The 25982-nt window shown below is 66.2% G+C and carries 25 protein-coding genes; 9 read left to right on the top strand and 16 right to left on the bottom strand.

From position 1 onward, the window contains the following. Window positions 1-51 precede the first annotated feature (51 nt). From ASC93_RS02560 to ASC93_RS02550, 3 genes are read left to right on the top strand one after another with little or no spacing between them, the layout of a single operon-like run. Window positions 52-855, top strand: a complete 804-nt coding sequence (locus ASC93_RS02560; protein ID WP_056436421.1) for a gluconate 2-dehydrogenase subunit 3 family protein — start codon at window positions 52-54, stop codon at window positions 853-855. After that, the gene (locus ASC93_RS02555) at window positions 855-2627 is read left to right on the top strand and encodes a GMC family oxidoreductase (protein WP_056436418.1); all 1773 of its coding nucleotides are present in this window, start codon (window positions 855-857) and stop codon (window positions 2625-2627) included. The genes ASC93_RS02560 and ASC93_RS02555 overlap by 1 nt, the downstream gene beginning before the upstream one ends. Beyond that, window positions 2624-3724: a cytochrome c gene (locus ASC93_RS02550; RefSeq protein WP_056436415.1), complete on the top strand. Its 1101-nt coding sequence runs from the start codon at window positions 2624-2626 to the stop codon at window positions 3722-3724. Before ASC93_RS02555 ends, ASC93_RS02550 begins: the two co-directional genes overlap by 4 nt. 151 nt (window positions 3725-3875) lie before the next feature. Here the strand turns inward: ASC93_RS02550 and ASC93_RS02545 are convergent, their stop codons facing one another. Then, the gene (locus tag ASC93_RS02545; protein WP_082547708.1) at window positions 3876-4991 is read right to left on the bottom strand and encodes a TraB/GumN family protein; all 1116 of its coding nucleotides are present in this window, start codon (window positions 4989-4991) and stop codon (window positions 3876-3878) included. A gap of 251 nt (window positions 4992-5242) precedes the next feature. Beyond that, window positions 5243-6232, bottom strand: coding sequence for a DMT family transporter (locus ASC93_RS02540; protein WP_056436410.1), 990 nt, complete (start codon window positions 6230-6232; stop codon window positions 5243-5245). A 67-nt stretch (window positions 6233-6299) separates the two neighbouring features. Here ASC93_RS02540 and ASC93_RS02535 point away from each other — a divergent pair, with 67 nt between their 5' ends. Both ASC93_RS02535 and ASC93_RS02530 read left to right on the top strand, forming a co-directional pair. After that, on the top strand, window positions 6300-6716 hold the full coding sequence (locus ASC93_RS02535; RefSeq protein ID WP_157201713.1) for a hypothetical protein: 417 nt from the start codon (window positions 6300-6302) through the stop codon (window positions 6714-6716). A 96-nt stretch (window positions 6717-6812) separates the two neighbouring features. Beyond that, window positions 6813-7010, top strand: a complete 198-nt coding sequence (locus ASC93_RS02530; RefSeq protein WP_056436405.1) for a hypothetical protein — start codon at window positions 6813-6815, stop codon at window positions 7008-7010. Between the two features lie 53 nt (window positions 7011-7063). On the opposite strand, the gene ASC93_RS02525 is transcribed toward ASC93_RS02530, so the two are convergent. The 7 genes from ASC93_RS02525 to ompR form a co-directional block, all read right to left on the bottom strand. Beyond that, window positions 7064-7444 (bottom strand): hypothetical protein, encoded by a 381-nt coding sequence (locus tag ASC93_RS02525; RefSeq protein WP_056436402.1) that lies wholly within the window; start codon window positions 7442-7444, stop codon window positions 7064-7066. Window positions 7445-7591: 147 nt separating this feature from the next. Next, the gene (locus ASC93_RS31580; RefSeq protein WP_200958255.1) at window positions 7592-7765 is read right to left on the bottom strand and encodes a hypothetical protein; all 174 of its coding nucleotides are present in this window, start codon (window positions 7763-7765) and stop codon (window positions 7592-7594) included. 192 nt (window positions 7766-7957) lie between these two features. Then, window positions 7958-8563 (bottom strand): PEP-CTERM sorting domain-containing protein, encoded by a 606-nt coding sequence (locus ASC93_RS02520; RefSeq protein WP_056436399.1) that lies wholly within the window; start codon window positions 8561-8563, stop codon window positions 7958-7960. Window positions 8564-8944: 381 nt separating this feature from the next. Further along, window positions 8945-9691: an AraC family transcriptional regulator gene (locus ASC93_RS02515; protein ID WP_056436396.1), complete on the bottom strand. Its 747-nt coding sequence runs from the start codon at window positions 9689-9691 to the stop codon at window positions 8945-8947. A 413-nt stretch (window positions 9692-10104) separates the two neighbouring features. Beyond that, on the bottom strand, window positions 10105-10464 hold the full coding sequence (locus tag ASC93_RS02510) for a YXWGXW repeat-containing protein (protein WP_056436393.1): 360 nt from the start codon (window positions 10462-10464) through the stop codon (window positions 10105-10107). A gap of 108 nt (window positions 10465-10572) precedes the next feature. After that, window positions 10573-11898 carry a sensor histidine kinase gene (locus tag ASC93_RS02505; RefSeq protein ID WP_056436390.1) on the bottom strand — a complete coding sequence of 442 codons (1326 nt, stop codon included), beginning with the start codon at window positions 11896-11898 and terminating at the stop codon, window positions 10573-10575. Window positions 11899-11948: 50 nt separating this feature from the next. Continuing rightward, window positions 11949-12713, bottom strand: coding sequence for a two-component system response regulator OmpR (gene ompR / locus ASC93_RS02500; RefSeq protein ID WP_056436387.1), 765 nt, complete (start codon window positions 12711-12713; stop codon window positions 11949-11951). A 215-nt stretch (window positions 12714-12928) separates the two neighbouring features. On the opposite strand from ompR, the gene ASC93_RS02495 reads away from it, so the two are divergent. The 3 genes from ASC93_RS02495 (at window position 12929) to ASC93_RS02485 (ending at window position 17311) form a co-directional block, all read left to right on the top strand. Next, complete coding sequence (locus ASC93_RS02495) at window positions 12929-13300, top strand: hypothetical protein (RefSeq protein ID WP_056436384.1); 372 nt, start codon at window positions 12929-12931, stop codon at window positions 13298-13300. A 131-nt stretch (window positions 13301-13431) separates the two neighbouring features. Beyond that, window positions 13432-15342 (top strand): flagellar assembly protein A, encoded by a 1911-nt coding sequence (locus tag ASC93_RS02490; protein WP_056436381.1) that lies wholly within the window; start codon window positions 13432-13434, stop codon window positions 15340-15342. A gap of 100 nt (window positions 15343-15442) precedes the next feature. Further along, the gene (locus tag ASC93_RS02485; protein WP_056436378.1) at window positions 15443-17311 is read left to right on the top strand and encodes a M2 family metallopeptidase; all 1869 of its coding nucleotides are present in this window, start codon (window positions 15443-15445) and stop codon (window positions 17309-17311) included. 123 nt (window positions 17312-17434) lie between these two features. Here the strand turns inward: ASC93_RS02485 and ASC93_RS02480 are convergent, their stop codons facing one another. Further along, entirely contained in the window at window positions 17435-18496 is a 1062-nt protein-coding gene (locus tag ASC93_RS02480) for an HDOD domain-containing protein (protein ID WP_056436922.1), read from the bottom strand. Window positions 18497-18647: 151 nt separating this feature from the next. Between ASC93_RS02480 and ASC93_RS02475 the strand changes: the two genes are divergently transcribed. After that, window positions 18648-19106 (top strand): chemotaxis protein CheW, encoded by a 459-nt coding sequence (locus tag ASC93_RS02475; RefSeq protein ID WP_229412576.1) that lies wholly within the window; start codon window positions 18648-18650, stop codon window positions 19104-19106. On the opposite strand, the gene ASC93_RS02470 is transcribed toward ASC93_RS02475, so the two are convergent. The 6 genes from ASC93_RS02470 to dapD form a co-directional block, all read right to left on the bottom strand. Further along, window positions 19107-21074: an ATP-binding cassette domain-containing protein gene (locus ASC93_RS02470; RefSeq protein ID WP_056436371.1), complete on the bottom strand. Its 1968-nt coding sequence runs from the start codon at window positions 21072-21074 to the stop codon at window positions 19107-19109. It abuts the gene before it with no gap. 127 nt (window positions 21075-21201) lie between these two features. Then, entirely contained in the window at window positions 21202-22089 is an 888-nt protein-coding gene (gene prmB / locus ASC93_RS02465) for a 50S ribosomal protein L3 N(5)-glutamine methyltransferase (RefSeq protein WP_056436368.1), read from the bottom strand. A gap of 12 nt (window positions 22090-22101) precedes the next feature. Beyond that, entirely contained in the window at window positions 22102-23253 is a 1152-nt protein-coding gene (dapE, locus tag ASC93_RS02460) for a succinyl-diaminopimelate desuccinylase (RefSeq protein WP_056436366.1), read from the bottom strand. Continuing rightward, a complete protein-coding gene (locus ASC93_RS02455; RefSeq protein ID WP_056436363.1) occupies window positions 23250-23612 on the bottom strand; it encodes an ArsC family reductase in 363 nt (120 codons plus the stop codon). The genes dapE and ASC93_RS02455 overlap by 4 nt, the downstream gene beginning before the upstream one ends. 108 nt (window positions 23613-23720) lie before the next feature. Continuing rightward, window positions 23721-24863, bottom strand: coding sequence for a PilT/PilU family type 4a pilus ATPase (locus ASC93_RS02450; protein ID WP_056436360.1), 1143 nt, complete (start codon window positions 24861-24863; stop codon window positions 23721-23723). Between the two features lie 269 nt (window positions 24864-25132). Continuing rightward, complete coding sequence (dapD, locus tag ASC93_RS02445; protein ID WP_056436357.1) at window positions 25133-25957, bottom strand: 2,3,4,5-tetrahydropyridine-2,6-dicarboxylate N-succinyltransferase; 825 nt, start codon at window positions 25955-25957, stop codon at window positions 25133-25135. Window positions 25958-25982 lie beyond the last annotated feature (25 nt).

Below are 25982 nucleotides of genomic sequence, written 5' to 3'. Positions count from 1 at the left end.
GCGTTGGGCCATTCTGTCTCGCACGTTCGAATAATCCGGAAAGGACCGACGATGGAGAAACTTACCCGACGCACCTTCTTCAAGGCCGCGGGCGCCACGGCCGCCGCGCTCACGGCGAAGGCCCATGCCCTCGCGCCCGACGCGGCGCAACACGGCCACGGCGCCGCCCCCGCTACCACCACGACCACCACCGGCGCGGCCGCGCACACGGCCTATCTGTTCTTCCGCCCCGACGAGGCGCGCTTCGTCGAAGCGGCCGTGGCGCGCCTGATCCCGCTCGACGCCAACGGTCCCGGCGCGCTCGAGGCCGGCGTGCCGAACTACATCGACCGCCAGCTGGGCGGCGCGTGGGGCGCCGGCGAGCGCCTGTACCGCAGCGGCCCGTGGCAGGCGGGCGTGCCGGGCCAGGGCTACCAGCTGCCGTTCACGCCGGCCGAGCTGTTCCGCAATGCCCTGCGCGCCATCGACGGCGACGTGAAAAAACGCCGCAACACGACGTTCGACAAGCTGCCCGGCGCCGACCAGGACGCCTACCTGGAAAGCTTGCAGACCGGCAGCCAGGACCTGAACGGCGTACCAGCGCACACCTTCTTCGAATCGCTGCTGGCGCTGACGATCGAAGGCTTCTTTTCCGACCCGATCTACGGCGGCAACAAGGACATGGCGGCGTGGAAGATGATCGGCTTCCCCGGCGCGTACGCGAGCTTCTACCACCTCGTCGACCAGCACGGCATCCTGTTCACGCGGGCGCCGATGAGCATGGGCGAGGACAACCGGCGCATGATCCACATCCAGCCCGTGGCGGACCAGCCGAAGGCCGTCGGTCCGAATCCCGTCAAGAAAGGAGGCAAGTGATGGCGACCCGCCTCAAGGAAGTGGATGCGGTGCTGGTCGGCGTGGGCCTCGTCGGCACCATGCTCGGCCGCGAGCTGACCAGGGCGGGCCTCAAGGTCGTCGGCCTGGAGCGCGGCAACGCGCAAGCCACGGTGCCCGATTTCCAGGGCCCGCACATGCACGACGAACTGCGCTATTCGGTGCGCAAGGCCCTCATGCAGGACAACACGAAGGAAGCGATGACCTTCCGTAACAACGTGAACCAGGTCGCGCTGCCGATCCGGCGCTGGGAAGGCTTCCTGCCCGGCACCGGCCTGGGCGGTGCGGCCGTGCACTGGAACGGCCAGACGTACCGCTTCCAGGACGACGAGTTCAAGATGCGCAGCCACAACGAGCAGCGCTACGGCAAGGGCTTCATCGACGCCGAACTGAACGTGCAGGACTGGGGCGTGACGGCGGCCGACATGGAGCCGTACTACGACCGCTTCGAATACCTGCTGGGCACGAGCGGCCTGGCCGGCAACGTCAAGGGCCAGAAGATCGCGGGCGGCAACCCGTTCGAGAATCCCCGCTCGCGCCCGTATCCGACGCCGCCCATGAAGGAACCGTACGGCTCCGCCATCTTCCGCAAGGCGGCCGCGAGCCTCGGCTACCATCCGTTCCCGCAGCCGTCCTCGAATCTCAGCCAGCCGTACACGAACCCCGAGGGCATGACGCTGCAGAGCTGCATGTTCTGCGGCTACTGCGAGCGCTACGGCTGCGAGCACTATGCCAAATCGTCGCCGCAGACGATCCTGCTGCCGGTCCTCCTCAAGGACAAGAACTTCACGCTGCGCACGCAGTCGCAGGTATTGCGCATCAACCTCGCCAAGGACAAGAAGACGGCGACGGGCGTCACCTATGTCGACGCGGCCGGGCGCGAATTCGAGCAGCCGGCCAAACTCGTCATCCTCTGTTCGTTCGCGCTCAACAACGTGCGCATGCTGCTGTTGTCGGGCATCGGCCAGCCTTACGATCCGAAGACGGGGCAGGGCGTCGTGGGGCGCAATTATGCGTACCAGACGATGGGCGCGGCGCAGGTGTTCTTCGACGAATCCGTCAACATCAACCCGTTCATGCGCTCGGGCGCGAGCGGCACCGTGATCGCGGACTTCGTCGGCGACAACTTCGACCACGGCCCCCACAAATTCATCGGCGGCGCCTACATGGGCGAGGTCATGTCGCACGGGCGCCCGATCGAATTCCACCCGACCCCGCCCGGCACGCCGGCCTGGGGCGCGAAGTGGAAGGAAGCCGTCGTCCGCCACTACAACCACACCGCCGTGCTGACCGTGCACGGCACCTCGATGTCGAGCCGCAGCAACTACCTCGACCTCGACCCCACGTACAAGGATGCGTGGGGCCAGCCGCTGCTGCGCATCACGTTCGACTTTCCGGCCAACGACCTGCGCATGTCGGCCTTTATCACGGACAAGGCCGCCGCGATCGGCCGCGCGATGGGCGGACGGCAGGTCGTGGCCTCGCCGCGCAAGGGCCCGTACACCGTCACCCAGTACCAGACGACGCACAACACGGGCGGCACCGTGATGGGGCTCGACCCCAGGACCAGCGTCGTCAACCGCTACCTGCAAAGCTGGGACGTGCCGAACCTGTTCGTCATCGGCGCCTCGAACTTCCCGCAGAACGCCACCTACAACCCCACCGATACCGTGGGCGCGTTGGCGTACATGGCGGCCGAGGCGATCGTCAGCCGCTATCTCAAGGCGCCCGGGCAGGCGTTGGTGCAAGCATGAAGACGACCCTGTACCGGTACGGCCCCGCCGTGGCGGCGCTCGCGCTCCTTGCGGGCTGCCACCGCGGCGGCAACGATGCGCCCGCGCCGAAGGTCGAGCCCACGCAGGCGGCCGCGAATCCGTCCTCGAACCCGCCCGCGAGTCCGGCCGCAAATCCGGCCGCAAATCCGGCCGCGGCGCAACCGGGCGCCCAGGGCGGCGCCGGTACCCTGGCCCAGCAGAACGCCGGCGGCGGCGTGGCCAATGCGCTCGCCTTGCCCGGTGCGTCGGCGGCGCCCGCCCAGGGCCAGGCCAGCCTGCAGGCGGGCCAGCAACTGGCCACGAGCGGCGCGCCGAACGGCATCACGGCCTGCGCCGGCTGCCACGGCGCGCAGGGCGAGGGCAATGCGGCCGGCGGCTTCCCGCGCATCGCCGGCCAGTCCGCCGCCTACCTCGGCAAGCAGCTGGGGGCGTATGCCAACGGCGCGCGCGTGAATCCGATCATGCAGCCGATCGCGAAGGCGATGAACGCGGAGCAGATTCGCGACGTCAGCGCCTATTACGCGTCGCTCGGCGATGCGCCCGCGGGCGCTGCGGCGGCGGTCGCCAAACCGTCTGCCGCAGGGATGGACCGCGGCGCCACGCTGTCGGCCATCGGCGACGACGCGCGGGGCGTGCAGGCGTGCGCCAATTGCCATGGTCCGGGCGGCGTGGGCAACCCGCCCGTGTATCCGTACCTCGCCGGCCAGCACGCGAATTACCTGACGGCGGCGATGGCGGCATGGAAGAACGGCGCGCGCAAGACGGACAGCAGCGGCCAGATGACCCACATCGCCCAGTCGCTGCCCGACGCTGACGTGGCGGCCCTGTCGGCATATTTCAGCGCCCAGCCGGCGCCGCCATCGGCGGCCAGGTGGATCAACATCCCGGCCGGTTCCAGCCAGCGCCCGGCCGTCGCGGCGGCCGCCGGTGCGCCGGGACCGCGCGGCGCGGGCGGATCGCCAGTGCGCGCCACCGGCACGGAGCAGGGCGCACCGACCACCGGCGGCAGCCAGGGTGGGGGAGCGGGCGGGGGGACGCAGCCGCAGCAGGGGACGCAGCCGCCGGTACGCCGCTGATACGGCGAGGGTCACGCAGGAGCCGCGTGTGTGGTGCACACGGCTCCTGCCGCTGCGTGAGCCTTTTCGTTGAACAGGGTAGCCGAAGTGATCGCCACCATGGCAAGGCAGGCCAAGCCGCACTCGCTCGCTTCGGTCTGTAATATGGTCTTCATAAGCTACCCAGCGCGGAGCGCACGCGGTCGAACCAGGAAGGCGACAGGAACGTCGCGCTGATGTCACCTGCCCCGTCGATGCGGGTGACCGAAAAGCCCTCCTGGCGCAGCAGGCTGATCAAACCAGGCTCGACCCGTTTGCCAACTCGCAGGTCGGGAAGATGCAACGCACCGACGATGACGAAGCTCCTGCGGTGTTCTGAAATGGTTTTGGCGATGAGCGGAACCCAGGCACGGGTGCGTTGTTTGATCATGATCTCAAAAGTGCCCGAGCTATAGTGCATCGCCCATCCCTTGTCCTGCAAGATCTGCTCCTCAGGAGAAACTTGATCAATGGCACAGGGCATTGCCTGGTCGACACAGCGGATCGTTTCATTGATAGCCTCCCCGGCGACGCCTGCCAGATTGCCGAGGGAGGTAAACGACGGGTCCGATTGCTTCAGGCGCAGCAGGCGCGAAACCTGCAGGGCTTTATCGGCAACGAAATCCGCTCTGTCAGCGGCACTCGCGTTGCAGAAGTGCGTTCGCCGGTCGACGAGCTTATCGAGACCAATCGTCTTTTTCGATACCGTGCCCTTGCCGCGCAGGCGGAAGGAAACGCCTGTTGCGAAGGCGACGCCGTATGCCGGCCCGAGGGACTCTGTCGTAAAAGTGTCCAACAAGGTCGCAGCCAGGTATTGCGGAAAAATTTCCCAACCTTCGAGCCAGTTCGGTACGTCAAGATGGCTATCCCGCGTCGTCCTGATCAGGGCGTCAAGGGCAAGATGCAAGCGCTGCGTGTGCAAACCCTTCGGATCGTCAAAGCAGGGCGCGCCGAGCGCGAACGCGCCGTTCTGGAGCTGGTCCGGGCCGAAGTAGGTCTCCATGACGGCCACCTCAGCCACCGCGTAACCCGGTTTGACGACGGTCTCAAAGTAACGGTCGTTCTCGACCGGCGTGCTGGTGTGAGACTCACCGACCAGCACGGCCTGTGCATTGCCTTTGCTGACTAGCCATGCACGCGGCGTAGTGGCGGCAGCCGCGGCGGCAGTTGAGAGTGACGTGGCGAACACGGCGGCACACACCGTATAGCGTCGAATGCAAGAGATCATCATGGTTGCGGGCTCGGTCATAGGTGCTACGCATAATCGCTTCAGGAATCAGGTCAAGGGACCACGCGATCCAGTGTAGGGGACGCCGATCGTGGTCGTGTTGACTGATGGGAATTTCGATTATCGTTCAGATGGAAATACGGTCGCCGCCTGGCTGGTCAAGTCCTGTCCGAGTGGCATGCTGAGCTGATCGTGAGGATTTGGCCGCAATCAATTTGCGTCCTTGATCGTCAATCCGGCCGTAGATGTTATTCGGGCGCCGTACGTCCGGTTCACGTGCGCGCCTCCGCCGCCGCTTCTACTGGCGTGCGCGCGGCCCCTGTCTCCTCGCGATGCGCCCGCGCGCACATCACGACGCCCGCGACCAACAACGTCAGCGCGAGCCCTTCGAGCGGCGTCGGCCAGCGGCCTTCCCACAGGTAGCCGTACAGCGATGCGAAAATGGTTTCGAACACGATCATCTGCCCCGTGAGCGCGAGCGGCAGCGCGCGACTGGCGATATTCCACAAACCATTGCCCAGCACGGAGCAGAACACGGCCATGGCGCCGATGAGCCCGGCGAAGCGGAGCCAGTCCGCGCCGCTGTGGACGAGCGTATCGCCGCAAAAGGCGGGCACGACCAGCACGATGGCTTCCAGGCCCGTGACCGCGCCCGTCAGCAGGCTCCAGTCCTGCGCCGACACGTGCTCGAGCCGTGCCAGCCAGCGGCTGTTGCTGACCGCATAGGCCGTCCACGAGACGAGGGCGCCGGCCGCGCACAGTAACCCTGTCAACGAACCCGGACCGGACGCGGCCAGCGATTGCCAGCTGATGCACACGAGCCCCGCCGCGCTGCAGGCCAGCGAGGGCAGCAGCGCGCGCAGCGACGGCGCATGGCGCGTGCGGCTGCCGACGATGGTGACGGCGAGTGGCAGCAGGCCGATCACGAAGGCCGTCATCGCGACGCCGCCCGTCTGCACGGCTTTCGCGAGCAGCACGTAATACAGGATGTTGCCGATGAAGCTGAGGCAGGCGAGGGCACGCCATGCGCGCCAGCCGAGCGCGCCCTTGAGCCGGCGCCAGGACGGCGCGACGAGCACGGTGGCGACGAGTCCGTAGGCGAGGTAGCGTCCGGCGGACAATTGCAGCGGCGGGAATCCGGCGGCCAGCCTGGGCGCGAGGAAGACGAGTCCCCAGAAGGCGCCGGCGACGATGCCGGACGCGATGCCGAGGTGGGTTTTGTTGACGGACACGGTTGCTGCTCCAGTGCGGAAAGCCGCCATTGTCCGGGATGGGGCGGCGGCTCGTCTTGGCGCGGACTCCTGGAATGTTGACCGGGACTCGCGTCGCATGCGCGCCGAAGGTGTAGAATATTTCCACGTGGAAATGTTAAGATTCCGCATCGCCCCCACATTGCCATCAGCTTTTACAATGAACATGCAAGTCAAACCAGCCGGTTCCGATACAAAGGCACGCTTCAACTATCTCGTCTGCCTCGACATCGTGGTCGTGGCCTGCATCCTCGTGATTGCGGGTCGTCCGGACGGGCTTGCCATTACATTAACCGCCATCATCGTGGCAATCTGCGCGGTGCTCTACCGCTGTTCGGTGAGCCTCGGGTCATTCGTGACGAGCAGGCCTCCCACGCCGGCACCGCCGCCGCAAGACGTCGATCGCAAGTTCAAGCCGGCCACGTATGAGGCGCCGGAACAGGCGCCGTCGGGCGGCGGGGCGAAGAAGTCGTCCTGGTTGCGCGAATCCGACTAGAAAAACCCGGCATGCGGGCCCGCGGGCTGCTGCGGTAAAATCGGCGCAGGATGGATCGCGCGATTCGTCCAATTACGTAATAGCAGAGGAAACGACATGGCCAAGAAAGAAGAACTCGACGAAGAAACGCTGGCATTCATCCACTGGTGTATTGAGGTGGAAAAGTTTCTCGTCGCCGGCGGCGCCACCGTCCAACAGGCGCAGGACCATATCGAAGAGCAGGTCGAATGGTTTACCGATCAGTATTACGACGATCTGACGCCGGAGGAGGCCGCCAAGGCAGCGCTGGCCTGACAAGCGTCGGTACTGTCCGACGCCGCTGCGACCTGGGCGTCCGCATTATCGGATCAGAATGACCGGGGCGCCGGGCAACTGGGCGTTGAACGGCCCGTGCGGTGGGCTGAATGACCTCGTTCGTTTGCCCGAAAGGTCCCTTCCACCAAAACGTATCCCCCGCTGAGCTTCCTTGACGATTTTTCCTGCTGGTCTGTGAGCGATATCCAGATCGCGTTCGAGGAGAGCGACTTTTCATAATCTTCGCGGTGGAGGTACAGCGCATTTCCTTCAAACTCCAGGTTCAAGAAGGCAATCAGCCGTATGGGCGAACCGTCATACCGGTCAGGGTTGGCGATGAGCTGAATCATGGAGACATCGCGAATTTCGGTCGATCTTGCGGGCGCCGATAAAAGAGCAAGGGCGCTGAAAAGCATGAGCAAGATCTTATGCATGTGTGAACCATAAGTGAAATGCGTTGGGCCGGTCACAACAGGGCGTTTTGACCAAAAGCGGACGCTGCCGAACGTCCGCAACCAACCCAAAACGGCCCGTCGGGTCCTTGCTGAATAACAGAGTTCTTTTGACGGTCAAATGTAAAGTTAGCGCCGGAACTTCGACATCAGGGCGCCCATAACCACGCCAATTGCCACCCCCGGACCAATGCCAAGAGCAAGGTTGCCGATTGCGATGCCAATTCCGCATCCAATCGCTACGCCAAAACACATGCCAACGCCGATGAATTTGCTGTCTTTTCTGTCGGGTGAATCGCTCATAAAACCCTTTATTTCCGTATGTATCGCAGAATGGAACTTTTCTACTCGTTCAGCGCCTGAGGCGAGAAGCTAACAGGCTGAGTATCCCGATGCGTTCAGAAGTGGACCCAGTCCAGCGTACGCACTGGGACACCTCCATATTGGTCAAGCCCGCCAGTGGACGAACATCGCCCGCATTGCGGGCGTTTCATTTCAGACGGCGCGGGGCTTCGTACGCTTGCGCAGGCGGCCCATCAGGCCCAGGCCGGCCGCCACCAGCGCCAGGCTGGCCGGTTCCGGCACGCTCCCTGGCACGGGGGCTGGCACGACTTCCTGAAAGCCCGAGTTGCCCGATTCGAGCAGCGCCAGCAGGCCCGGATCGATCTGGCCCAGTTCGACGCTGCCCGACTGGATGGCGTGGGTTCGCGGCAGCTCGCCCGGCTGCGCAAACAGATACGTGCTGAACTCGCGGCCCGACACGGTATAGCTGGCCGAGCCCGGGTCGAAACGGAAATCCAGGTAGATATCCCCATGGTAGTCGCCGATGTTCTCGGACCAGGCGTCAAAGCTGGTCGGGCCGCCATTGGTCGTGATCAAAGCCGTCGTCACGTTCGAGTCGAAGGCGGGGATATAGTTTTGGTAGCCGGTTTGAAAGTCGTAGAACGCGATGGCCTGGTTGGTCGTGTTCTGGACGAACCAGCCGGTCAGCGGCATGCCGTCATCGAACGTCGCGTTCTTGAAATCGTACTGGATAAAGGCGGCCGACGCCGACATCGAGACGCAGCCTGCGAACGCGAGCACGAGTAATTTTTTGAGCATGGTTGACTCCGTGGTTGGGGAGCCGGGAACGATGCAAGAACCATGCCGGAATATAATTCCACCAATAATCAACCACCTAATCGGCAAAAACGGTTGCGGATGCAGATAACTGTAAAAACCGCCGACATTCCTATTGCATGACAGCTGCGCCGGCGCCCTATTGCCACATCTTTTTATTCGTCCACCGGCAGTGGACAATCGCGCCCACTTCACTTCTGATCATTTCATTTTTACGGATGAAAGAAAGACGATTCGATTTGCCTTGAATGCATAGCAGACGGTCAATATAGCTCAGCGTACGAGCTTGTTGCTAACAGGATAAGTCGCCGGGCGCAGTCGCTCTCGGTTGTCGTGGCGGACTTCATTGGTTTGTGGCGAACATTATTCGCGCGCCACAGCTGACGGCAATGTTTCCCGGCCTTTTCGCCGGTACGCCCCCGGCGTCATCCCCGTCACATCCCGCAACGCCCGCGTCAACGCGCTCTGGTCGGAAAATCCGGCCGCCAGCGCGATGTCGGCGATCGGGCGCGTCGTGTCGGCCAGCCAGGCGCGGGCGCGGGACAGGCGGACGCCGCGCAGCCACGCGTGCGGGCTCGTGTCCAGCTCGGCGCGAAACAGGGCGTGCAGGCGGCTGATGCTCAGGCCGGCGCTGCGGGCCATCGAATCCGTTGACCATGGAAGGCCGGGCTCGGCCTCGATGCGGGCCAGCAGGGCGGCGAGGCGCGAGGCGGGCCGGGGCGCGTCCAGCGCGAGGGTGTCGAGCAGCAGCGGCATCCAGCCGCGCACCAGGACCGGCTGCGCGCGCATCGCGCCCATGAACTCGACGAGCTTGCGCGCGCCCGGGCCGAGCGGCATGAACGGCCGTTCCAGCAGGCGTTCCCAGGCCGGATGCGACATGGCCGTGGTGGCGACGTCGAGGATCAGCGATTCGTTGGGGCCGACGCCGGTCTGCGCATGCCAGGCGCCCGGCGCGACGCAGGCGCCGCGCAGCGGGTCCAGCCGGTCCTGCCGGCCGTCGATGTCGAGCAGCACGGCGCCGCCGAGGGGCAGCACGAGCTGGGCGAAATCGTGGCGGTCGGCGCCGAGGTCGGCGCCGTAGCTGCGCACGTGGAGGGAACAAGCGTCCATGGGCGCCAGTCTAGCATCGATGCTGCCGGGTGATCGTCCGACCAGGCCTACACGTCGACGGGAAAAAATAAAGTCGCCGTCCCCCTTGCAGACGCGGCCGCCGTCCCAATTTGCCATCCTGTTACAGCGCTCCGGCGCTGGTCTCCTCTGTCTCCTCCAAGTGCGAACTTGGATTTACCGCCTGATGCAGCGATGCGCAGGCGGTTTCTTTTTGTGCCGTGCGGTTGGCGGGGCAACGTGGGCACGGGGTGCCCACTCTACGGCGTATCGTTGGGGAGGAACGGTGGACACGGGGGCGCCATGCGGCGCGCTGTCGCGTACATAAGCAAAGCGCCGTCCGCGCCGGGAAAACCGGCACGGACGGCGCTTCGGATGCGGTGCCCGGTCAGCCTGTGCCGGGCGCGCCGCGGCGATCAGCCGCGGTTCGGATTGTTCGGATGGGCGTCCTCGCGGTTCGGGATGCCGTCGCCGTCGCGGTCGCCGCGGCGCCAGCGGCCCGGCTCCATCACCCAGTGGCCGTCGCGCTCGACCCAGGTCGGCGCATGGTAGACATAGCCGCGGCGCTCGCGCAGCCATTTGCCGCTCACCCAGACGTGATGGTGGTGGCGCCACTCCCAGTGACCCGGTGCCCACACATAACCGTGGCGTGCCTCCGGCACGCGTTCTTCGCGCGGCGGCGGCGGCGCGGTGCGGACGATGACGTCGGCGCTGGCCGGCAGCGCGACGCCGCCGAACGAGCCGGCGATCAGGGCAGCAATGAGCAGTTTTTTCATCTTGGCCTCCTCGAAAGTGGTTGTAGGCCGACTGTACCGCCACGTCACGGGCGCGACCGTGCGGCGGCGCGCTTAGCGGCGCAATTTGACGTGCCGTGGAGAAAAGACTTAGTTGGCCAGCGGCAGGGCGAATTGCAGCACCAGGCCGCCGCCGTCGCGGTTGCGCACGTTCAGCTCGGCGTTGTGGCGGCTGATCACGCGCTCGACGATCGCCAGGCCCAGGCCGGCGCCGTTGGCCTGGCCGCGGGCGCTGTCCAGGCGCGTGAACGGCCGCAGCAGTTGCTGGATCTGGTCGTCCGGGACGCCGCTGCCGTGGTCGTTGATCTCGACGACGGCGCGGCGGCCGTGGCCCGTCATCTTCACGTGCAGGGCGATGTCGATTTCGGTCACGTCCGCGCCCGGGGTCTTGCCGTAGCGCCGCGCATTCTCGATGATGTTGTTGATCACGCGGCGCAGGTCCGTCGTGTTGCCCATCACGTGGATGTCCGGATCGATGTCCGTCGTCGTGCGCACGTCCGCCAGGCGGCCGGCCTCGCGGGCGCAGTCTTCCAGCAGGTCGGACAGGTCGACCGGCACGAACGTCGCGCTTTCGGTGGGACGGGCGAAGTCGAGGAACTGGCCGATGATGGCGTCCATCTGGGCGATGTCGGACTGCATGCCGGTGCGCGCTTCGTCCGACAGCGGCGCCATTTCCACTTCCAGCTGCATGCGCGCGAGCGGCGTGCGCAGGTCGTGCGAGATGCCGGCCAGGATCACGGCGCGGTCCTTTTCCAGCTGCTGCAGGTCTTCGATCATCTGGTTGAAGCTGCGGTTCGCTTCGATGATCTCGCGCGAGCCCTTTTCCGGCAGCGGGGCGGGGCGCTTGCCCTGGGCGATCGCGCGCGCGGCCGCCGTCAGGCGCGCCAGCGGCAGGTTGACGAGGCCCGAGATCAGCGCGGCGCCCAGCAGCGACAGCGCGCCGACGACGGTCGCCCAGCCGAGCCACTGCACGCGCGTGAGGCCGGGCAGCTTGTCGCGTTCGAGCATCAGCCAGTACTTGTCGCCGTCGATGTCGAAGCTGACCCAGAAGCCGGGGATGTCGTTCACCTGGCGCGAGAAGCGCGTGTCCGGCCCGAGCTTGTCGCGCACGATGGCGGCCACTTCCGGCATCAGCGAATTCGGCGGCGGCGGCTCCACGGTGTCCGTCGGCTTCACGTCGTAGATGCGGATGCCTTCGTTCGACACGAGTTCGAACAGGAGTTCGCGCCGCAGGTCGGGCGCGGAGTGCGTCAGCGCGGCCTTCGTGATGGTGACGACGGAGACGAGCAGCTCGGCGGTCTGCTCGACCTGCGGGCCGCGCTGGAACACGTTGAGCATGCCGATCCACGAGGCCATCGACAGCCCCGTGAGCACGGACAGCAGGAAGAAGGTGCGCCAGAACAGGCCGCTCTTCATCCTGCCGAGGAGACGCGGCGCGGCCTGTTCCTTCGGGGTCGGTGCGAACACTAGCGCGGCTGGCCTTCAGGAATGAATACGTAGCCCAGGCCCCATACGGTCTGGATGTACAGCGGGCTCGAAGGATCGGGCTCGATCAGCTTGCGCAGGCGCGAGATCTGCACGTCCAGCGAGCGGTCGAACACCTCGTATTCGCGGCCGCGCGCCAGTTCCATCAGCTTTTCGCGCGACAGCGGCTGGCGCGCATGGCGCGCGAACACCTTGAGTACCGAGAATTCGCCCGTCGTCAGCGGCACGGTCTCGCCGTTCTTCTTGAGGGTGCGGGTGCCGAGGTCCAGCACGAAGTCGCCGAACTCGAAGGTCTGCGGCGTCTCGCTGGGCGCGCCGGGGATTTCGTCCGGGCCCTTGCGGCGCAGGACCGCGTTGATGCGGGCCACCAGTTCGCGCGGGTTGAACGGCTTCGGCAGGTAGTCGTCCGCGCCCATCTCGAGGCCGACGATGCGGTCGACGTCCTCGCCTTTCGCGGTGAGCATGATGATCGGGGTCTGGTCGCCGGCGCCGCGCAGGCGGCGGCAGATCGACAGCCCGTCCTCGCCGGGCAGCATCAGGTCCAGCACGAGCAGGTCGTAGCGCTCGCGCAGCCACAGCTTGTTCATCGCGGGTGCGCTTTCCGCCGTCACGACCTGGAAGCCCTGTTCGGTCAGGTAGCGGCGCAGCAGGTCGCGCAGGCGCACGTCGTCGTCGACGACCATGATCCGGGCGGCGTGGCCACCATTCGCGCCGGGCGTGCCGGTATTCGAGCTCGTTGCATTCATCGTTCTGTAATTTGTCAGATTAATGTCGCTATGGTAACGTCTTATCGCTCGACGCCAAGGGGGTATCGTTGAGCCATTACATTGTGTTACAAACTTTACCCATTTCGCCTTATGCCTGGAGCTGATTCCTCATACACTGGCCTCATCGAATCGCAGTTGAATCTCAGCTCACGCTACAGCTTACTCCTAACAAGGCAAAGCGAAAGAGGAACACCATGAACAGTGCGCTCACACACCACCACGCAGCGAAAAAGGCAGGCCGCCTGGCCCGCTTTGCTGTGCTGGCGTGCGCCCTGGTGCTGGGGGCCGGCAGCGCGTTTGCCCAGCAACACGGTGACCGCCGGGACGACCGCGGCGACATGCCGCAATCGTCGCGCTTCCGCTTGCCCCCGCAGCAGGACCGCGACCAGCGCGACGACATGCGTGCCGCCTACGACGATCAGCGCCGTGCCCCGCAGCAGGAGCAGCGTGAACAGCGCGAGCCCCAGCACGAGCGCCGCAGCGGGCGCATGACGCCTGACGAACGGCGCGACCTGCGCCGCCAGATCAACGAAGCGGGCATGGATCTATATCCGCAGCGCCGCTGACCGGGATGTCGGGAGTTTCCCGACATCAACTTTGTTGCTTGTTGTTTATTTTCCGCTGACAACATGATACGCTAGCCGGATTCGCCCCGGCCCAGCCCTTGCCGTGGCATCAACCGCACGGAGCGCGTATCGTGACTACAGACTCTCCCGCAGCACCGCAGGCGCCGGCGCAGGCTTCGGCGACCCGGATCGCCGCGACCGGTCCCGAGCATTGCATCGCGCAGCGCGACGACGGGGTGTATGCCGATCCTACCGTGCTCGGCACCACGCTGCTCGCCGCCGTCGACAACGTCTACCGCGCGGGCAACTACCTCGTCGGCGTCGACTACCCCGTACTGATGAAAGCCTTGTTCGGCCACGGGCCGGACCTGCCGCGCGGACCGGACGGCATCGCGGTCGTGCGCATCGCCGCCGACATCCGGCCGTTCGACGCGGACCGGCGCGCGCTGTACCGCGCCGCCAAGGTCGGCCGCGGTTATGCCGAATACTATTTCGAGCCCGTCCGGCTGCCCGACCCGGCCGATCCGGAAGGCGAAGGCCTGCCGACCCGCCTCGACGTCGACGAATTCATCGCCGACATGTGGGGGAAGGGAATCCGCTTCGGCCTCGACCTGGACGCCATCCGCGCCGCGATGGCTTCGAACAAGGCCGACCGCATCACGTTCGCGCGCCAGGCCGATCCGGTGCCGGGCGAGGATGCCCACATCGTCGAGATCTCCGACGACATCCACCGCAACGACGCGCCGCTCGAGCTGGCCAACGGCCGCCTCGACCTGAACAGCTTCCAGAACCGCTTCCCGCAGATCCAGCCCGGCGTCCGCCTGCTCAAGAAGCAGCCCGCCACGCCAGGCACGATGGGCTTCGAGATGTCCGGCACGCCGCTGCACCCCAAGCCGGGGAGCGACGCCGACCTCGCGGCGTACGCGGGCACGGGCACGAAGGTCGAGCGCATGCCCGACGGCGAATTCCTCGTCTCCAGCCAGGCCGGCTTCCTGATGGTCGATGCGAAGACGAGCCGGATTTCCATCGACGAGAAAGTCGTCAGCCGCGACGGCGTCAGCGCCAAGACGACGGGCAACCTGAGCCTGGCGGGCGATTACGAGGAGTTCGGCGAAGTCCAGGAAAAACGCGTGATCGAGGCCGACAGCATCACCGTGCACGGGGACGTGTTCGGCAGCCTCGTGTCGCGCGGCGGCACGATCGTCGTGCGTGCGAACCTCGTGAGCGGCAGCGCCCACAACGCGCGCGGCGACATCCACGTGCGCGGCGTCGCGTCCGCGGCGGTGCTGAGCGCGGAGGACGGCAGCATCGTCCTGGAGCGCGCCGAGAACTGCGTCATCGCGGGCGTGCGGGTCGAGGTCGCGCATGCCGTGAACTGCGAGATCGTTGGGGACGAAGTCGTCGTCAAGATGGCCGAGGGCTGCGCGCTGGCGGGCCGGCGCGTGACGGTGGAGTGCACCGTGCCGCGCAAGCAGAGCGAGATGCTGGTGGCCGTGCTGCGCGCGGAAGACCGGCAGATCCACGAGGTCATCGCGGCCGTCGGCGAGCGCGTCGCCAGGTTCGAAGCGCTGGCCGCGCAACTCCGGGCCGCGATGGACGCCATGACGGGCAAGCCGGACGTGCGCCGCTACCTGATGCTGGCCACGCGCGTGCGCAAGGGCGACATCACGCTGTCGCCCGAGCAGGCGCGCCAGTTCCAGAAGATGGCGCAGGACATCGGGCCCGCGCTCAAGACGATCGCCGACATCTCCGCGAAGATCAAGGTGGCCGAGGCCGAGCAGCAGGCCGGCACGGGCATGCTCGCGAACCTGGAGGCGCAGCGCAGCGACGCCGCCACCATCTCCGGCGTGGCGATCCAGTCGGTGCAGGGCGAGACGCAGGTGCGCATCCTCGGCTACAGCCCGGCGGACGGGCCGCCGCACCGCTGGACGCCGCGCGACATCCGCACGCGCCTGCGCGGTCCGCAGGCGGGCGAGCTGCTGTTCATGGGCGCGGCCGGCGACTTCGCATGGAGCAGCGACGCGGTGCCCGCGGCCGCGTAAAGCCCCCCGGCGCCGGTGCGAGCGCATATACTTGTGGGCGGCCGCGAGGCCGCATTCGACAGCATCCAACCACAAGACCAGAGGGGAAACCTTGAACAACATGCGTCCCATCCACCAGCGCCGCCCGATCGGCGCGCTGGTTGCCGCCATGTGCGCCGGTGCGCTGCTCGCCAACCCGGCAAGCGCAGCAACCAAGGCCGCGAACACCAAAGGCAAGCCGACCGTGGCGGAGGCAGAGCGCTTCGTCGCCGACGCCGAACAGAAACTCGACCAGCTGGGCCTCGACGCCGGCCGCGCCGAGTGGGTAGCCGAGAACTTCATCACGCTCGACACCGAGACCCTGACCGCCCGGGCCAACGAACAATACCTGACCGTGAGCGGCGACATCGCCCTCAAGGCGCGCCGCTACAACGGCCTGAAGGTGTCGGACGCAAGCGCGCGCAAGCTGATGCTGATGCAGCAGTCGCTGATGCTGGAAAACGCCGACGACCGTGCCGCCTACGCGCGCCTGGCCGCGAGCATGACGGGCGCGTACGGCAAGGCGAAGTACTGCCCCGCGGCCGCCGCCGGCGCCGCGAAGCCGGATTGCATGCCGCTGGGCGAACTGGAAAAAGTGCTGGCCACGAGCCACGATCCGGCGCGCCTGAAGGAAGTCTGGCTCGGCTGGCACGCCCAGTCGCCGGCCTACAAGCAGGATTACGCGCGCTACGTCGACCTGTCGAACAAGGGCGCCCGCGCGATGGGCTATGCCGATACCGGCGCCTTGTGGCGCTCGCGCTACGACATGGCGCCCGATGCCTTCGCGGCCGAGATGGAACGCCTGTGGCAGCAGGTGAAGCCGCTGTACGAATCGCTGCACACCTACACGCGCTACAAGCTGCGCCAGGCCTACGGTCCGGACCTCGTTCCGGCCGACGGTCCGATTCCCGCCCAGCTGCTGGGCAATATGTGGGCGCAGAGCTGGGACAACCTGTACCCGATCCTCAAGCCCGCCGGCCTGGAAAAGGGCGAAGACCTGACGGCGCTGCTGGAAGCGCGCAAGGCCAGCGCCGCCGAGATGACGCGCTATGCCGAAGGCTTCTACACGTCGCTGGGCATGCGGAAACTGCCGGCCACGTTCTGGGAGCGCTCGCTGCTGACCAAGCCGCGCGACCGCGAAGTCGTGTGCCACGCGTCCGCCTGGGACCTGGACGGCAAGGACGACGTGCGCGTCAAGATGTGCATCACGCCGACGGCCGAGGATTTCCGCACCATCCACCACGAACTGGGCCACCTGTACTACGACCTCGCGTACAGCGTGCAGTCGCCGATGTTCAAGAACGGCGCCAACGACGGCTTCCACGAAGCCATCGGCGACACCGTCGCGCTGTCGATCACGCCGGCCTACCTCAAGAAGATCGGCCTGATGAACACCGACCCGGACCCGAAACAGGAAATCGGTCCGCTGCTGTACACGGCGCTGCAGAAGGTCGCGTTCCTGCCGTTCGCGTACAAGGTCGACAAATGGCGCTGGCAGGTGTACGGCGGCCAGGTCAAGCCGGCCGACTACGACAAGGCCTGGTGGGCGCTGACGGAGCAGTACCAGGGCGTGGCGCGTCCGGCCCCGATCGTCGACGGCGGCTTCGATGCCGGCGCCAAGTTCCACGTCGCCAGCGACACCCCGTACGCACGCTACTTCCTGGCCCACGTGCTGCAGTTCCAGTTCCACCGCGCGCTGTGCAAGGAGGCGGGCGACACGGGACCGCTGTACCGCTGCTCGATCTACGGCAACAAGAAGGCCGGCGCCAAGTTCCAGCAGATGCTGGCGATGGGCACCAGCAAGCCGTGGCCGGAAGCGCTGAAGGCCATCACGGGGTCGGAGAAGATGGATGCGACCGCGATGCTGGAATACTTCGCGCCGCTCAAGACCTGGCTGGATGAGCAGAACAAGCAGCTGGCGATCGAAGACGCGAAGCTGACGAAGCGTTGAACCGTCCGGCGGGCTCCCCGAGCCCGCCGGATGCATGCGGCGCGGTCACGCATCATGGGCACGGGGCGCCCATCCTACGCGGCTTCCGCAGCCGTAGGGTGGGCTCCCCGAGCCCGCCAGACGTCAACCATCCCCGGTCGCCGCAAGCGCCGCATAACACGGCGCGGCTTCGGGCGGCAGTCCCGCGAACAAGGCCTCATCCGCCTCGTCGAGCAGCCCCTGCTCGACGAGCATGCGCACCTTGCCCAGATAATCCGTCAGCTTGAGCAGGCGCCCCAGCGGCGATACCGCCGCACCGCGCCGCAACGCGCCCTGTTCCAGCAGTGCCTGGGCCACCGAGTCCGGAAAATTCCATTCGCGCGCGATGCTCGCGCACAGGCGGCGCGTGTCGCGCGCCAGCTGGGCCAGGAACACGTCGGAGCCGAGCCGTTCGCCTTCCTGCGCCATCTGGTCCATGATGCGCAGGCTGACGATCAGGCCCACGTTCTGCAGCAGCCCCGCCAGGAAGGCGTCGAACGGCGCGATGCCGTCGCCGGCCGTCCGGCGCGCGGCCAGCGCGCAGCGCTCCGAATGCGCCCACAGGTGCGGCGCCAGCCGGCGCGTGTAGAACCCCGAATGCATGTCGATGATGGGACGGAACGCGACCGTCGTGATCAGCTGGCGCAGGCCTTCCTGCCCGATCAGGATCACCGCGTGCTCGACGCTCGTGATGGCGTTCCCGGTCCCCTGGTAGCAGCTGTTGGCGAGGCGGACGACGGCCGCCACCAGCACGGGATCGGACGCGATCGTGCGCGACAGCGCGCTGCCCGAGAAGGTTTCGCTGCGCAGGCTTTGCAGCAGTTGCGGGACGAGCCCCGGCATGCGCCGCACCAGCGCCGCGCCGGACTGCTGCGACGCGACGATCGCGGCCAGCGCGTCCAGCACGCGGGTTTCGGTGCCGGTGAGTTCCAGGCCGCCGCCGGCGTGATCGAACAGCCAGCCGTTCCACGCGCCGTTGATCCGTTCCAGCTGTTCGAACGACACGGCCGACGTGGCCGGCGGCGGCACGGGCGCGACGGGCGCGACGGGGGCGCGAGCAGGCGCCGCTGCGTCGGGCACGGGCGCCAGATCGGCGACAGGCATGGCGGCCGGCTGCGGTTGCGCGGCGGCCGGGCCGGAAAAAAGGCGTTGCAGCCACCGGAACATCGTCATCCCCTCTAGGTCAATTCCGAACATTGTACGGGCGCAGGTGCCGAACGCAAGGTAGGAAATGTCTCATAATTTGTTGACTGTACTCAACAATTTCCAGGCGTCATCGCCGTAGCATGGCGATCTTGAGAAAGGATCCGCCATGCACATGACTACGACCACCCAGTTCCTGAGCTTTACCCTCGGCGGCCTCGAATACGGGCTCGATGTCGCCAAGGTGCAGGAACTGCGCGTCCTCAAGGCCCTCGAGCGGTTCGCCGCGGACGGCGAGATGGTCAAGGGCGTGGCCGTCTCGCGCGGCGTGATCATGCCGCTCGTGGACATGCGCGCCGCCTGCGGCCGGGCACCGGGCGCGCCCGACCCGATGACGGACGTGATCATCCTCAGGCTGTCGAGCTGCGTGATGGGGATGGTGGTGGACGGCGTCACGGGCGTCGTGTCGCTGGCGCCCGAGCAGGTGTCGCCCGTGCCGGGCGCGGACCGGGCCCAGGTCGATTACCTGATCGGCCTGGGGCAGGCGGGGACGCGCCGCCTGATCCTCGTCGACATCGACCGGCTGATGTCGGTGCGCCGGCCGAAGAAGGATGGAGCGCGGCAGGTGGCCTGATCAGGCGACGAGGCTTTCCAGCTGCTCCTGCAGCTCCAGCCACTCGTTCTCCAGGTTGCCCAGGTCGCGCGTGAGAAACGCCTGGTCGGCCACGAGGTTCTTGAGCTCTTCCTTCTTGTCGGCCTCGTAGATGCCCGGCTCCAGCAGCCGGGCGTCGACGTCGGCCTTCTTCGCGTTCAGCTTGGCCATCTGCTCTTCGAGCCGCTTGATGCGGTTTTCGATCGGCTTCTTCAGCGCCGCCACGCGCTGGCGTTCTTCCGCTTCGAGGCGCTTCTGTTCCTTGCGGTCGACGGCTGCGACGGGCGCCGCGGCGGCGGACGCGGGCAGCGGGGCGCTCGCGCCGGCGTCGCCTTTCAGCTTGGTCTGGAACAGCCAGTCCTTGTAGTCGTCCAGGTCGCCGTCGAACGGCTGCAGGCGGCCGTCGGCCACGATGATGAACTGGTCGGTCGTCGCGCGCAGCAGGTGGCGGTCGTGCGAGACGACGACGAGCGTGCCCTCGAACTGCGCCAGCGCCAGCGTGAGCGCCTCGCGCGTTTCCAGGTCCAGGTGGTTCGTCGGTTCGTCCAGCAGCAGCAGGTTGGGGCGCTGCCACACGATCAGCGCGAGCGCCAGGCGGGCCTTCTCGCCGCCGGAGAACGGGGCGATGGAACTCGTCACCATATCGCCCGGGAAGTTGAAGCCGCCGAGGAAGTTGCGCAGCTCCTGCTCGCGCGTCGTCGGCGCGATCTTTTGCAGGTGCCACAGCGGCGATTCGTCGTGGCGCAGCATCTCGACCTGGTGCTGGGCGAAGTAGCCGATGACGAGGCCCTTGCCCAGGGTCGCAGTGCCGGCCAGCGGCGCGAGGTCGCCCGCGATCGTCTTGATCAGCGTGGATTTGCCGGCGCCGTTCACGCCCAGCAGGCCGATGCGCTGGCCCGTCTGCAGCGAGAAGGTCACCTTGTGGACGATGGTCTTGCCGCCGACCTTGTCGCCATGCGCGTCGAGCAGCGGATAGCCGGCGTCGACGTCTTCCATCACGAGCAGCGGGTTCGGTGCCGACAGCGGATCGCGGAATTCGAACGAGAACTCGGCCGCGGCGCGCAGCGGGGCCAGTTCTTCCATCTTCGCCAGCGCCTTCATGCGGCTCTGGGCCTGGCGCGCCTTGGTGGCCTTGGCCTTGAAGCGGTCGACGAACGATTGCAGGTGGGCGCGGGTGCGCTGCTGTTTTTCGTACGCGGCCGCGGCGAGGACCAGGTGCGCGGCGCGCTGGCGCTCGAACGCGGAGTAGTTGCCCGAGTACCGTGTCAAGCTGCGCTCGTGGATGTGCACGACGACGTTCACGATTTCGTCGAGGAAGTCGCGGTCGTGCGAGATGATGATCAGGGTGCCGGGATAGCGCTTGAGCCAGTCCTCGAGCCAGATGATGGCGTCCAGGTCCAGGTGGTTGGTCGGCTCGTCCAGCAGCAGCAGGTCGGAAGGACACATCAGCGCCTGCGCGAGGTTCAGGCGCATGCGCCAGCCGCCCGAGAAGCTGGCGACGGGCTGGCGCATCTGCTCCAGCGAGAAGCCCAGGCCGAGCAGCAACTGCTCGGCGCGCGACTGCACCGTGTAGGCGTCGGCATCGGCCAGCGCCGCGTGCACGTGGCCGATGGCGAGGCCGTTCTCCGTCGTGTGCGGCAGGTGTTCGAGGCGTTCCAGCTCGGCCTGCAAGGTGCGCAGGTGGGCGTCGCCGTCGATGGCGTACTCGATCGCGGGGCGGTCCAGCGCCGGGGTCTCCTGCGCCACATAGGCCATGCGCCAGCGCGCGGGAAAGTCGATCTCGCCCTGGTCCGGGTGGAGCTCGTTGCGCAGCATCGCGAACAGGCTGGATTTGCCGGCGCCGTTCGCGCCGATCAGGCCGATCTTGTCGCCGGGATTGAGGGTGAGGTCGGCGTCTTCCAGCAGCGGCTTCGTGCCGCGCATCAGGCTGACGTTGGAGAATCGGATCATGGAAATATCGCTTGTCTTAAACAACGTCGTCCCCGCGCAGGCGGGGACCCAATTTCAGCCAGCGGTTCGCTAACATACTTGGGTCCCCGCCGTCGCGGGGACGACGGTTTTTGGGCTGTCGTAGAAATTACTTCGCCAGCTGCTCGGCCGTCAGCAGAAATACCGCATCGTCACCCTGGCTGGTGGTCAGCCACGTCAGCCCCAGATGGCCGAACGCCGCTTCCGCATACTCGCGCTCGTTGCCGATCTCGACGATCAGCACGCCTTCCGGGCTCAGGCGCTCGGCGGCGCCGTCGACGATCTTGCGCACGAGGTCCATGCCGTCCTCGCCGCCGGCCAGGGCGATTCTAGGTTCGCGCAGGTATTCCGGCGGCAGCTTGCCCATCGAATCGCTGTTCACGTATGGCGGATTCGTGACGATCAGGTCGTACTTCTTGAACGGCACGTGCTGGTACAGGTCGGACTCGATCGGGTTCACGCGGCCTTCGAGCTTGTAGTCGCGGATGTTGCGCTCGGCCACGGCCAGCGCGTCCTGCGAGATGTCGACGGCGTCGACGACGGCGTTCGGGAATGCGTCCGCCAGCATGATCGCCAGGCAGCCGGAGCCGGTGCACAGTTCCAGCACGTTCTCGACGCCGTCCGGATCGGCCACCCACGGGCTGAACATGTTCGGGATCAGCTCGGCGATGAACGAGCGCGGCACGAGCACGCGTTCGTCGACGTAGAAGTTGTAGCTGCCCAGCCACGCTTCGTTCGTGATGTAGGCGGCCGGCACGCGTTCGGTGACGCGGCGCTCGATGACGGCCATTACCTGCAGCACTTCTTCCGGCAACAGGCGGGCGTCGAGGAAGGGCTCGAGCTTGTCCAGCGGCAGTTTCAGGGTGTGCAGGATCAGGTAGGCGGCCTCGTCGAAGGCTTCGGCGCTGCCGTGGCCGAAGAACAGCTTGGCACCGTTGAAGCGGGTGACGGCGTAGCGCAGCAGGTCGCGCGGCGTGCAGAAATTGGTCGTGGTCATGGCCAGGTCTCGTTATGCCGCGGACGGCGGGATGGTCAGCAATCGTTCCAGCGTGCGCCGGTAGATGTTCTTGAGCGGATCGATGTATCGCACTTCGATGTGCTCGTCGATCTTGTGGATGCTGTCGTTGGGTGGCCCGAATTCTATCACCTGGGGGCAGATGCGCGCGATGAAGCGCCCGTCGGAGGTGCCTCCCGTCGTCGACAATTCGGTCGTCACGCCCAGTTCCTGCTTGATCGAGCCGCAGATCGCGTCCGACAGCGTGCCCTTGGGCGTGAGGAACGGGTGGCCGGACAGCGTCCACTTGAGGTCGTAGTCGAGGCCGTGGCGGTCGAGGATCGCGTGCACGCGCGCCTGCAGGCTCTCGGCCGTGCTCGCGGTGGAAAAGCGGAAATTGAAATCGACCTTCAGTTCGCCCGGGATCACGTTCGTCGCGCCCGCGCCGGCCGCGATGTTCGACATCTGCCAGCTCGTCGGCGGAAAGTACTCGTTGCCTTCATCCCATTGCTCGGCCGCGAGCTCGGCCAGGGCCGGCGCGGCGAGGTGGATCGGGTTGCGCGCCAGGTGCGGGTAGGCGATATGGCCCTGCACGCCCTTGACGACGAGGCAGCCCGACAGCGAACCACGGCGGCCGTTCTTGATCATGTCGCCCAGCACGTGGCTGGAGGTGGGCTCGCCCACGAGGCAATAGTCGATCGTCTCGCCCCGGTCTTCCAGCAGCTCGCACACGATGACGGTGCCGTCCGTGGCGGGGCCTTCCTCGTCCGACGTGATCAAGAAGGCGATCGAGCCGATGTGTTCCGGGTGCATTGCGACGAATTCCTCGACGGCGACGACCATGGCGGCGATCGACGTCTTCATGTCCGACGCGCCGCGGCCGTACAGCCTGCCGTCGCGGATGGTCGGCGTGAACGGTTGCGACGCCCACTGGCCGGCGGGCCCGGTCGGCACGACGTCCGTGTGGCCGGCGAACACGAACACCGGAGACGCGTCGCCGCGGCGCGCCCACAGATTGGTCACGCCGTTCGATTCGATCGTTTCGCACCGAAAACCGAGGGGCGCCAGCAGATCCTTCAGTTTCTGCTGGCAGCCCTTGTCCTGCGGCGTGACGGAATCGAGCGCGATCAGCGCTTCCGTCAGCTTGTGGGTGCGCGAGGGCTTCATGCGGGCCAGTCGCCGAACAGGTCTTCGTACTGCTCGGCGGAAAAACCGACGGACAATTTACCGGCGCCTTCCAGCACGGGACGCTTGATGACGGACGGATTCTCCAGCATCAGGTCGAGGGCGCTGGCCTTGTCGACGACCTGCGCGCGGCGCTCGTCGGACAGCTTGCGCCACGTCGTGCCCTTGCGGTTCACGAGCGTTTCCCAATCGATCTGCTCGAGCCAGTGCGCGACGGTGGCGCGCTCCAGGCCTTGCTTCTTGAAGTCATGGAACTCGAACTCCTGGCCGTTGTCGGCAAGCCAGGTGCGGGCTTTCTTGACGGTGTCGCAGTTGGGAATACCGTAGAGGATATTTTTCATGGCGGGATGGGTCTTGCCGTTCGGGAAGGCGCGAAGGATAGCACAGGCCGGCTATCCGGCAGATAGTTTAGCAATGGCGGGGCAGGAGCAGCGCGCGGGCGCGGCCGCTCAGTTATCCAGCGTAAATTCCGTGAACGACGCCCCGTCCGGCTCGGCCGGTTTGGGCGCTTCTTGCTCCCGCGCCTTGCTGTCCGGCCCGTTGTTGATCAGCCAGAGCAGGTTGGTGGCCGAGTCGGCGTTGGCCAGCGCTTCTTCCTGCGTGATGAGGTCGGCCTGCACGAGTTCCAGCAGGGCGGTTTCGAACGATTGCGAGCCCGGCGACAGGCTCTTGTCCATCGCTTCCTTGATCTGGCCGATGTCGCCCTTTTCGATCAGGTCGGCGACGTAGCGCGTGTTGACCATGATCTCGACCGCGGCCTGGCGCCGCCCGCCCGCCTTCGCGCGCACGAGGCGCTGCGAGACGATGGCCTTCACGGCGGACGACAGGTCCTGCAGCAGGGCGGGGCGGTTCTCGATCGGATAGAAGCTGATGATGCGGTTCAGCGCGTTGTAGCTGTTGTTCGCATGCAGGGTCGCGAGCACCAGGTGGCCGGACTGCGCGTAGGCGAGGGCGGCGGCCATCGTGTCCTTGTCGCGGATCTCGCCGATCAGGATGCAGTCGGGCGCCTGGCGCATCGAATTGCGCAGCGCGACGTCGAAGCTCTTCGCGTCGCTGCCGATCTCGCGCTGGTTGATGATCGATTTCTTGTTCTTGAACAGGTATTCGATGGGGTCTTCCAGCGTGAGGATGTGGCCGTGGCGCTGCTCGTTGCGGTGGTCGAGCATCGAGGCGATCGTCGTCGACTTGCCCGATCCGGTCGCACCGACAATCAGGAGCAGGCCGCGCTTTTCCATGATGAGCTCGGACAGCACCGGGGGCAGGCCCAGCTCGGCCAGCGGCGGGATCGTCGCGGGGACGAAACGGAACACGGCGGAAATGCTGCCGCGCTGGCGGAAGGCGGACAGGCGGAAGCGGCCCAGGTTCGCGACCGAGATGCCCATATTGAGCTCGTTGTCGCGTTCCAGCTCTTCCATCTGCTCGGGGCTCGCGATTTCCGACAGCAGGACGCGGATGTTCTCGGGCTCGAGCTTGTTCTGGTTGATCGGGATGAGGTTCCCGTTGATCTTGATGTGGACGGGGGAATTGACCGCGAAGAACATGTCGGACGCGTTCTTTTCCTTCATCAACTGGAACAGGCGTTCCATCATCATGGTGCTCTCCCTTGCTTCGCGGTAATTTTTCGCGTTTAAGGGATTCTAACCTGAGGGGGGGAGGTTGGGCAGCGCGGTGCGGAAAATGCTGTGGAGATGGTCAGCCATGGCACGTCGTCCCCGCGGAGGCGGGGACCCAATTGAGTGCGCGGTATGCAAACGTACTTGGGTTCCCGCCTGCGCGGGAACGACGGTTTTCAGGCCGCAGGGTGGGCGCGTGCCCACCAAATGCCGGATCAGATCCAGCACAGCAGCTCGTTGATGCCGGATCAGATCCCGCGCAGCAGCTCGTTGATGCCCGTCTTCGCGCGCGTCTTGGCATCGACCTGCTTGACGATCACGGCGCAGTACAGGCTGTACTTGCCGTCGGCCGAGGGCAGGTTGCCCGACACGACGACGGAACCGGCCGGGATGCGGCCATACGACACTTCGCCGGTCTCGCGGTTGTAGATCTTGGTCGACTGGCCGATGTACACGCCCATCGAGATCACCGAGTTTTCTTCGACGATCACGCCTTCCACGACTTCCGAGCGGGCGCCGATGAAGCAGTTGTCTTCGATGATGGTCGGGTTGGCCTGCATCGGTTCCAGCACGCCGCCGATGCCGACGCCGCCCGACAGGTGGACGTTCTTGCCGATCTGGGCGCAGGAGCCGACGGTGGCCCACGTGTCGACCATCGCGCCTTCGTCGACGTAGGCGCCGATGTTCACGTACGACGGCATCAGGACGACGTTCTTGCCGATGAACGAGCCGCGGCGCGCGACGGCCGGCGGCACGACGCGGAATCCGCCCTTGGCGAAATCGTCGGCGGTGTAGTTGGCGAACTTGGTCGGGACCTTGTCGTAGAACTGCATGCCGCCGCCTTCGACGGGTACGTTGTTTTCCAGGCGGAACGACAGCAGGACGGCCTTCTTGATCCACTGGTTCACGACCCAGCTGCCGCTGTCTTTCTGGGCGACGCGCAGGCTGCCGTCGTCAAGGCCGGCCAGGACGTGGGCGACGGCGTCGCGTACTTCCACGCTGGCGCCCGCCGGGCTGATGTCCGCGCGCTGTTCCCACGCGGTGTCGATGATGGTCTGGAGTTGTTGGGTCATGATGGTCTATCGTTGGGTTGGTGTC

The sequence above is a fragment of the Massilia sp. Root335 genome, from assembly GCF_001425685.1.
Taxonomy (GTDB): domain Bacteria; phylum Pseudomonadota; class Gammaproteobacteria; order Burkholderiales; family Burkholderiaceae_D; genus Telluria; species Telluria luteola.
Note: the sequence above shows the minus strand (reverse complement) of the source record. Positions and strands in the feature narration are given on the sequence as shown.

Excerpts from the sequence above, each read along its gene's own strand:
- ASC93_RS02560 (WP_056436421.1), top strand. The coding sequence starts at position 52 with ATGGAGAAACTTACCCGACGCACCTTCTTCAAGGCCGCGGGCGCCACG.
- ASC93_RS02555 (WP_056436418.1), top strand. The coding sequence starts at position 855 with ATGGCGACCCGCCTCAAGGAAGTGGATGCGGTGCTGGTCGGCGTGGGC.
- ASC93_RS02550 (WP_056436415.1), top strand. The coding sequence starts at position 2,624 with ATGAAGACGACCCTGTACCGGTACGGCCCCGCCGTGGCGGCGCTCGCG.
- ASC93_RS02545 (WP_082547708.1), bottom strand. The coding sequence starts at position 4,991 with ATGACCGAGCCCGCAACCATGATGATCTCTTGCATTCGACGCTATACG.
- ASC93_RS02540 (WP_056436410.1), bottom strand. The coding sequence starts at position 6,232 with ATGGCGGCTTTCCGCACTGGAGCAGCAACCGTGTCCGTCAACAAAACC.
- ASC93_RS02535 (WP_157201713.1), top strand. The coding sequence starts at position 6,300 with ATGCGCGCCGAAGGTGTAGAATATTTCCACGTGGAAATGTTAAGATTC.
- ASC93_RS02530 (WP_056436405.1), top strand. The coding sequence starts at position 6,813 with ATGGCCAAGAAAGAAGAACTCGACGAAGAAACGCTGGCATTCATCCAC.
- ASC93_RS02525 (WP_056436402.1), bottom strand. The coding sequence starts at position 7,444 with ATGCATAAGATCTTGCTCATGCTTTTCAGCGCCCTTGCTCTTTTATCG.
- ASC93_RS31580 (WP_200958255.1), bottom strand. The coding sequence starts at position 7,765 with ATGAGCGATTCACCCGACAGAAAAGACAGCAAATTCATCGGCGTTGGC.
- ASC93_RS02520 (WP_056436399.1), bottom strand. The coding sequence starts at position 8,563 with ATGCTCAAAAAATTACTCGTGCTCGCGTTCGCAGGCTGCGTCTCGATG.
- ASC93_RS02515 (WP_056436396.1), bottom strand. The coding sequence starts at position 9,691 with ATGGACGCTTGTTCCCTCCACGTGCGCAGCTACGGCGCCGACCTCGGC.
- ASC93_RS02510 (WP_056436393.1), bottom strand. The coding sequence starts at position 10,464 with ATGAAAAAACTGCTCATTGCTGCCCTGATCGCCGGCTCGTTCGGCGGC.
- ASC93_RS02505 (WP_056436390.1), bottom strand. The coding sequence starts at position 11,898 with ATGAAGAGCGGCCTGTTCTGGCGCACCTTCTTCCTGCTGTCCGTGCTC.
- ompR (WP_056436387.1), bottom strand. The coding sequence starts at position 12,713 with ATGAATGCAACGAGCTCGAATACCGGCACGCCCGGCGCGAATGGTGGC.
- ASC93_RS02495 (WP_056436384.1), top strand. The coding sequence starts at position 12,929 with ATGAACAGTGCGCTCACACACCACCACGCAGCGAAAAAGGCAGGCCGC.
- ASC93_RS02485 (WP_056436378.1), top strand. The coding sequence starts at position 15,443 with ATGCGTCCCATCCACCAGCGCCGCCCGATCGGCGCGCTGGTTGCCGCC.
- ASC93_RS02480 (WP_056436922.1), bottom strand. The coding sequence starts at position 18,496 with ATGTTCCGGTGGCTGCAACGCCTTTTTTCCGGCCCGGCCGCCGCGCAA.
- ASC93_RS02475 (WP_229412576.1), top strand. The coding sequence starts at position 18,648 with ATGACTACGACCACCCAGTTCCTGAGCTTTACCCTCGGCGGCCTCGAA.
- ASC93_RS02470 (WP_056436371.1), bottom strand. The coding sequence starts at position 21,074 with ATGATCCGATTCTCCAACGTCAGCCTGATGCGCGGCACGAAGCCGCTG.
- prmB (WP_056436368.1), bottom strand. The coding sequence starts at position 22,089 with ATGACCACGACCAATTTCTGCACGCCGCGCGACCTGCTGCGCTACGCC.
- dapE (WP_056436366.1), bottom strand. The coding sequence starts at position 23,253 with ATGAAGCCCTCGCGCACCCACAAGCTGACGGAAGCGCTGATCGCGCTC.
- ASC93_RS02455 (WP_056436363.1), bottom strand. The coding sequence starts at position 23,612 with ATGAAAAATATCCTCTACGGTATTCCCAACTGCGACACCGTCAAGAAA.
- ASC93_RS02450 (WP_056436360.1), bottom strand. The coding sequence starts at position 24,863 with ATGATGATGGAACGCCTGTTCCAGTTGATGAAGGAAAAGAACGCGTCC.
- dapD (WP_056436357.1), bottom strand. The coding sequence starts at position 25,957 with ATGACCCAACAACTCCAGACCATCATCGACACCGCGTGGGAACAGCGC.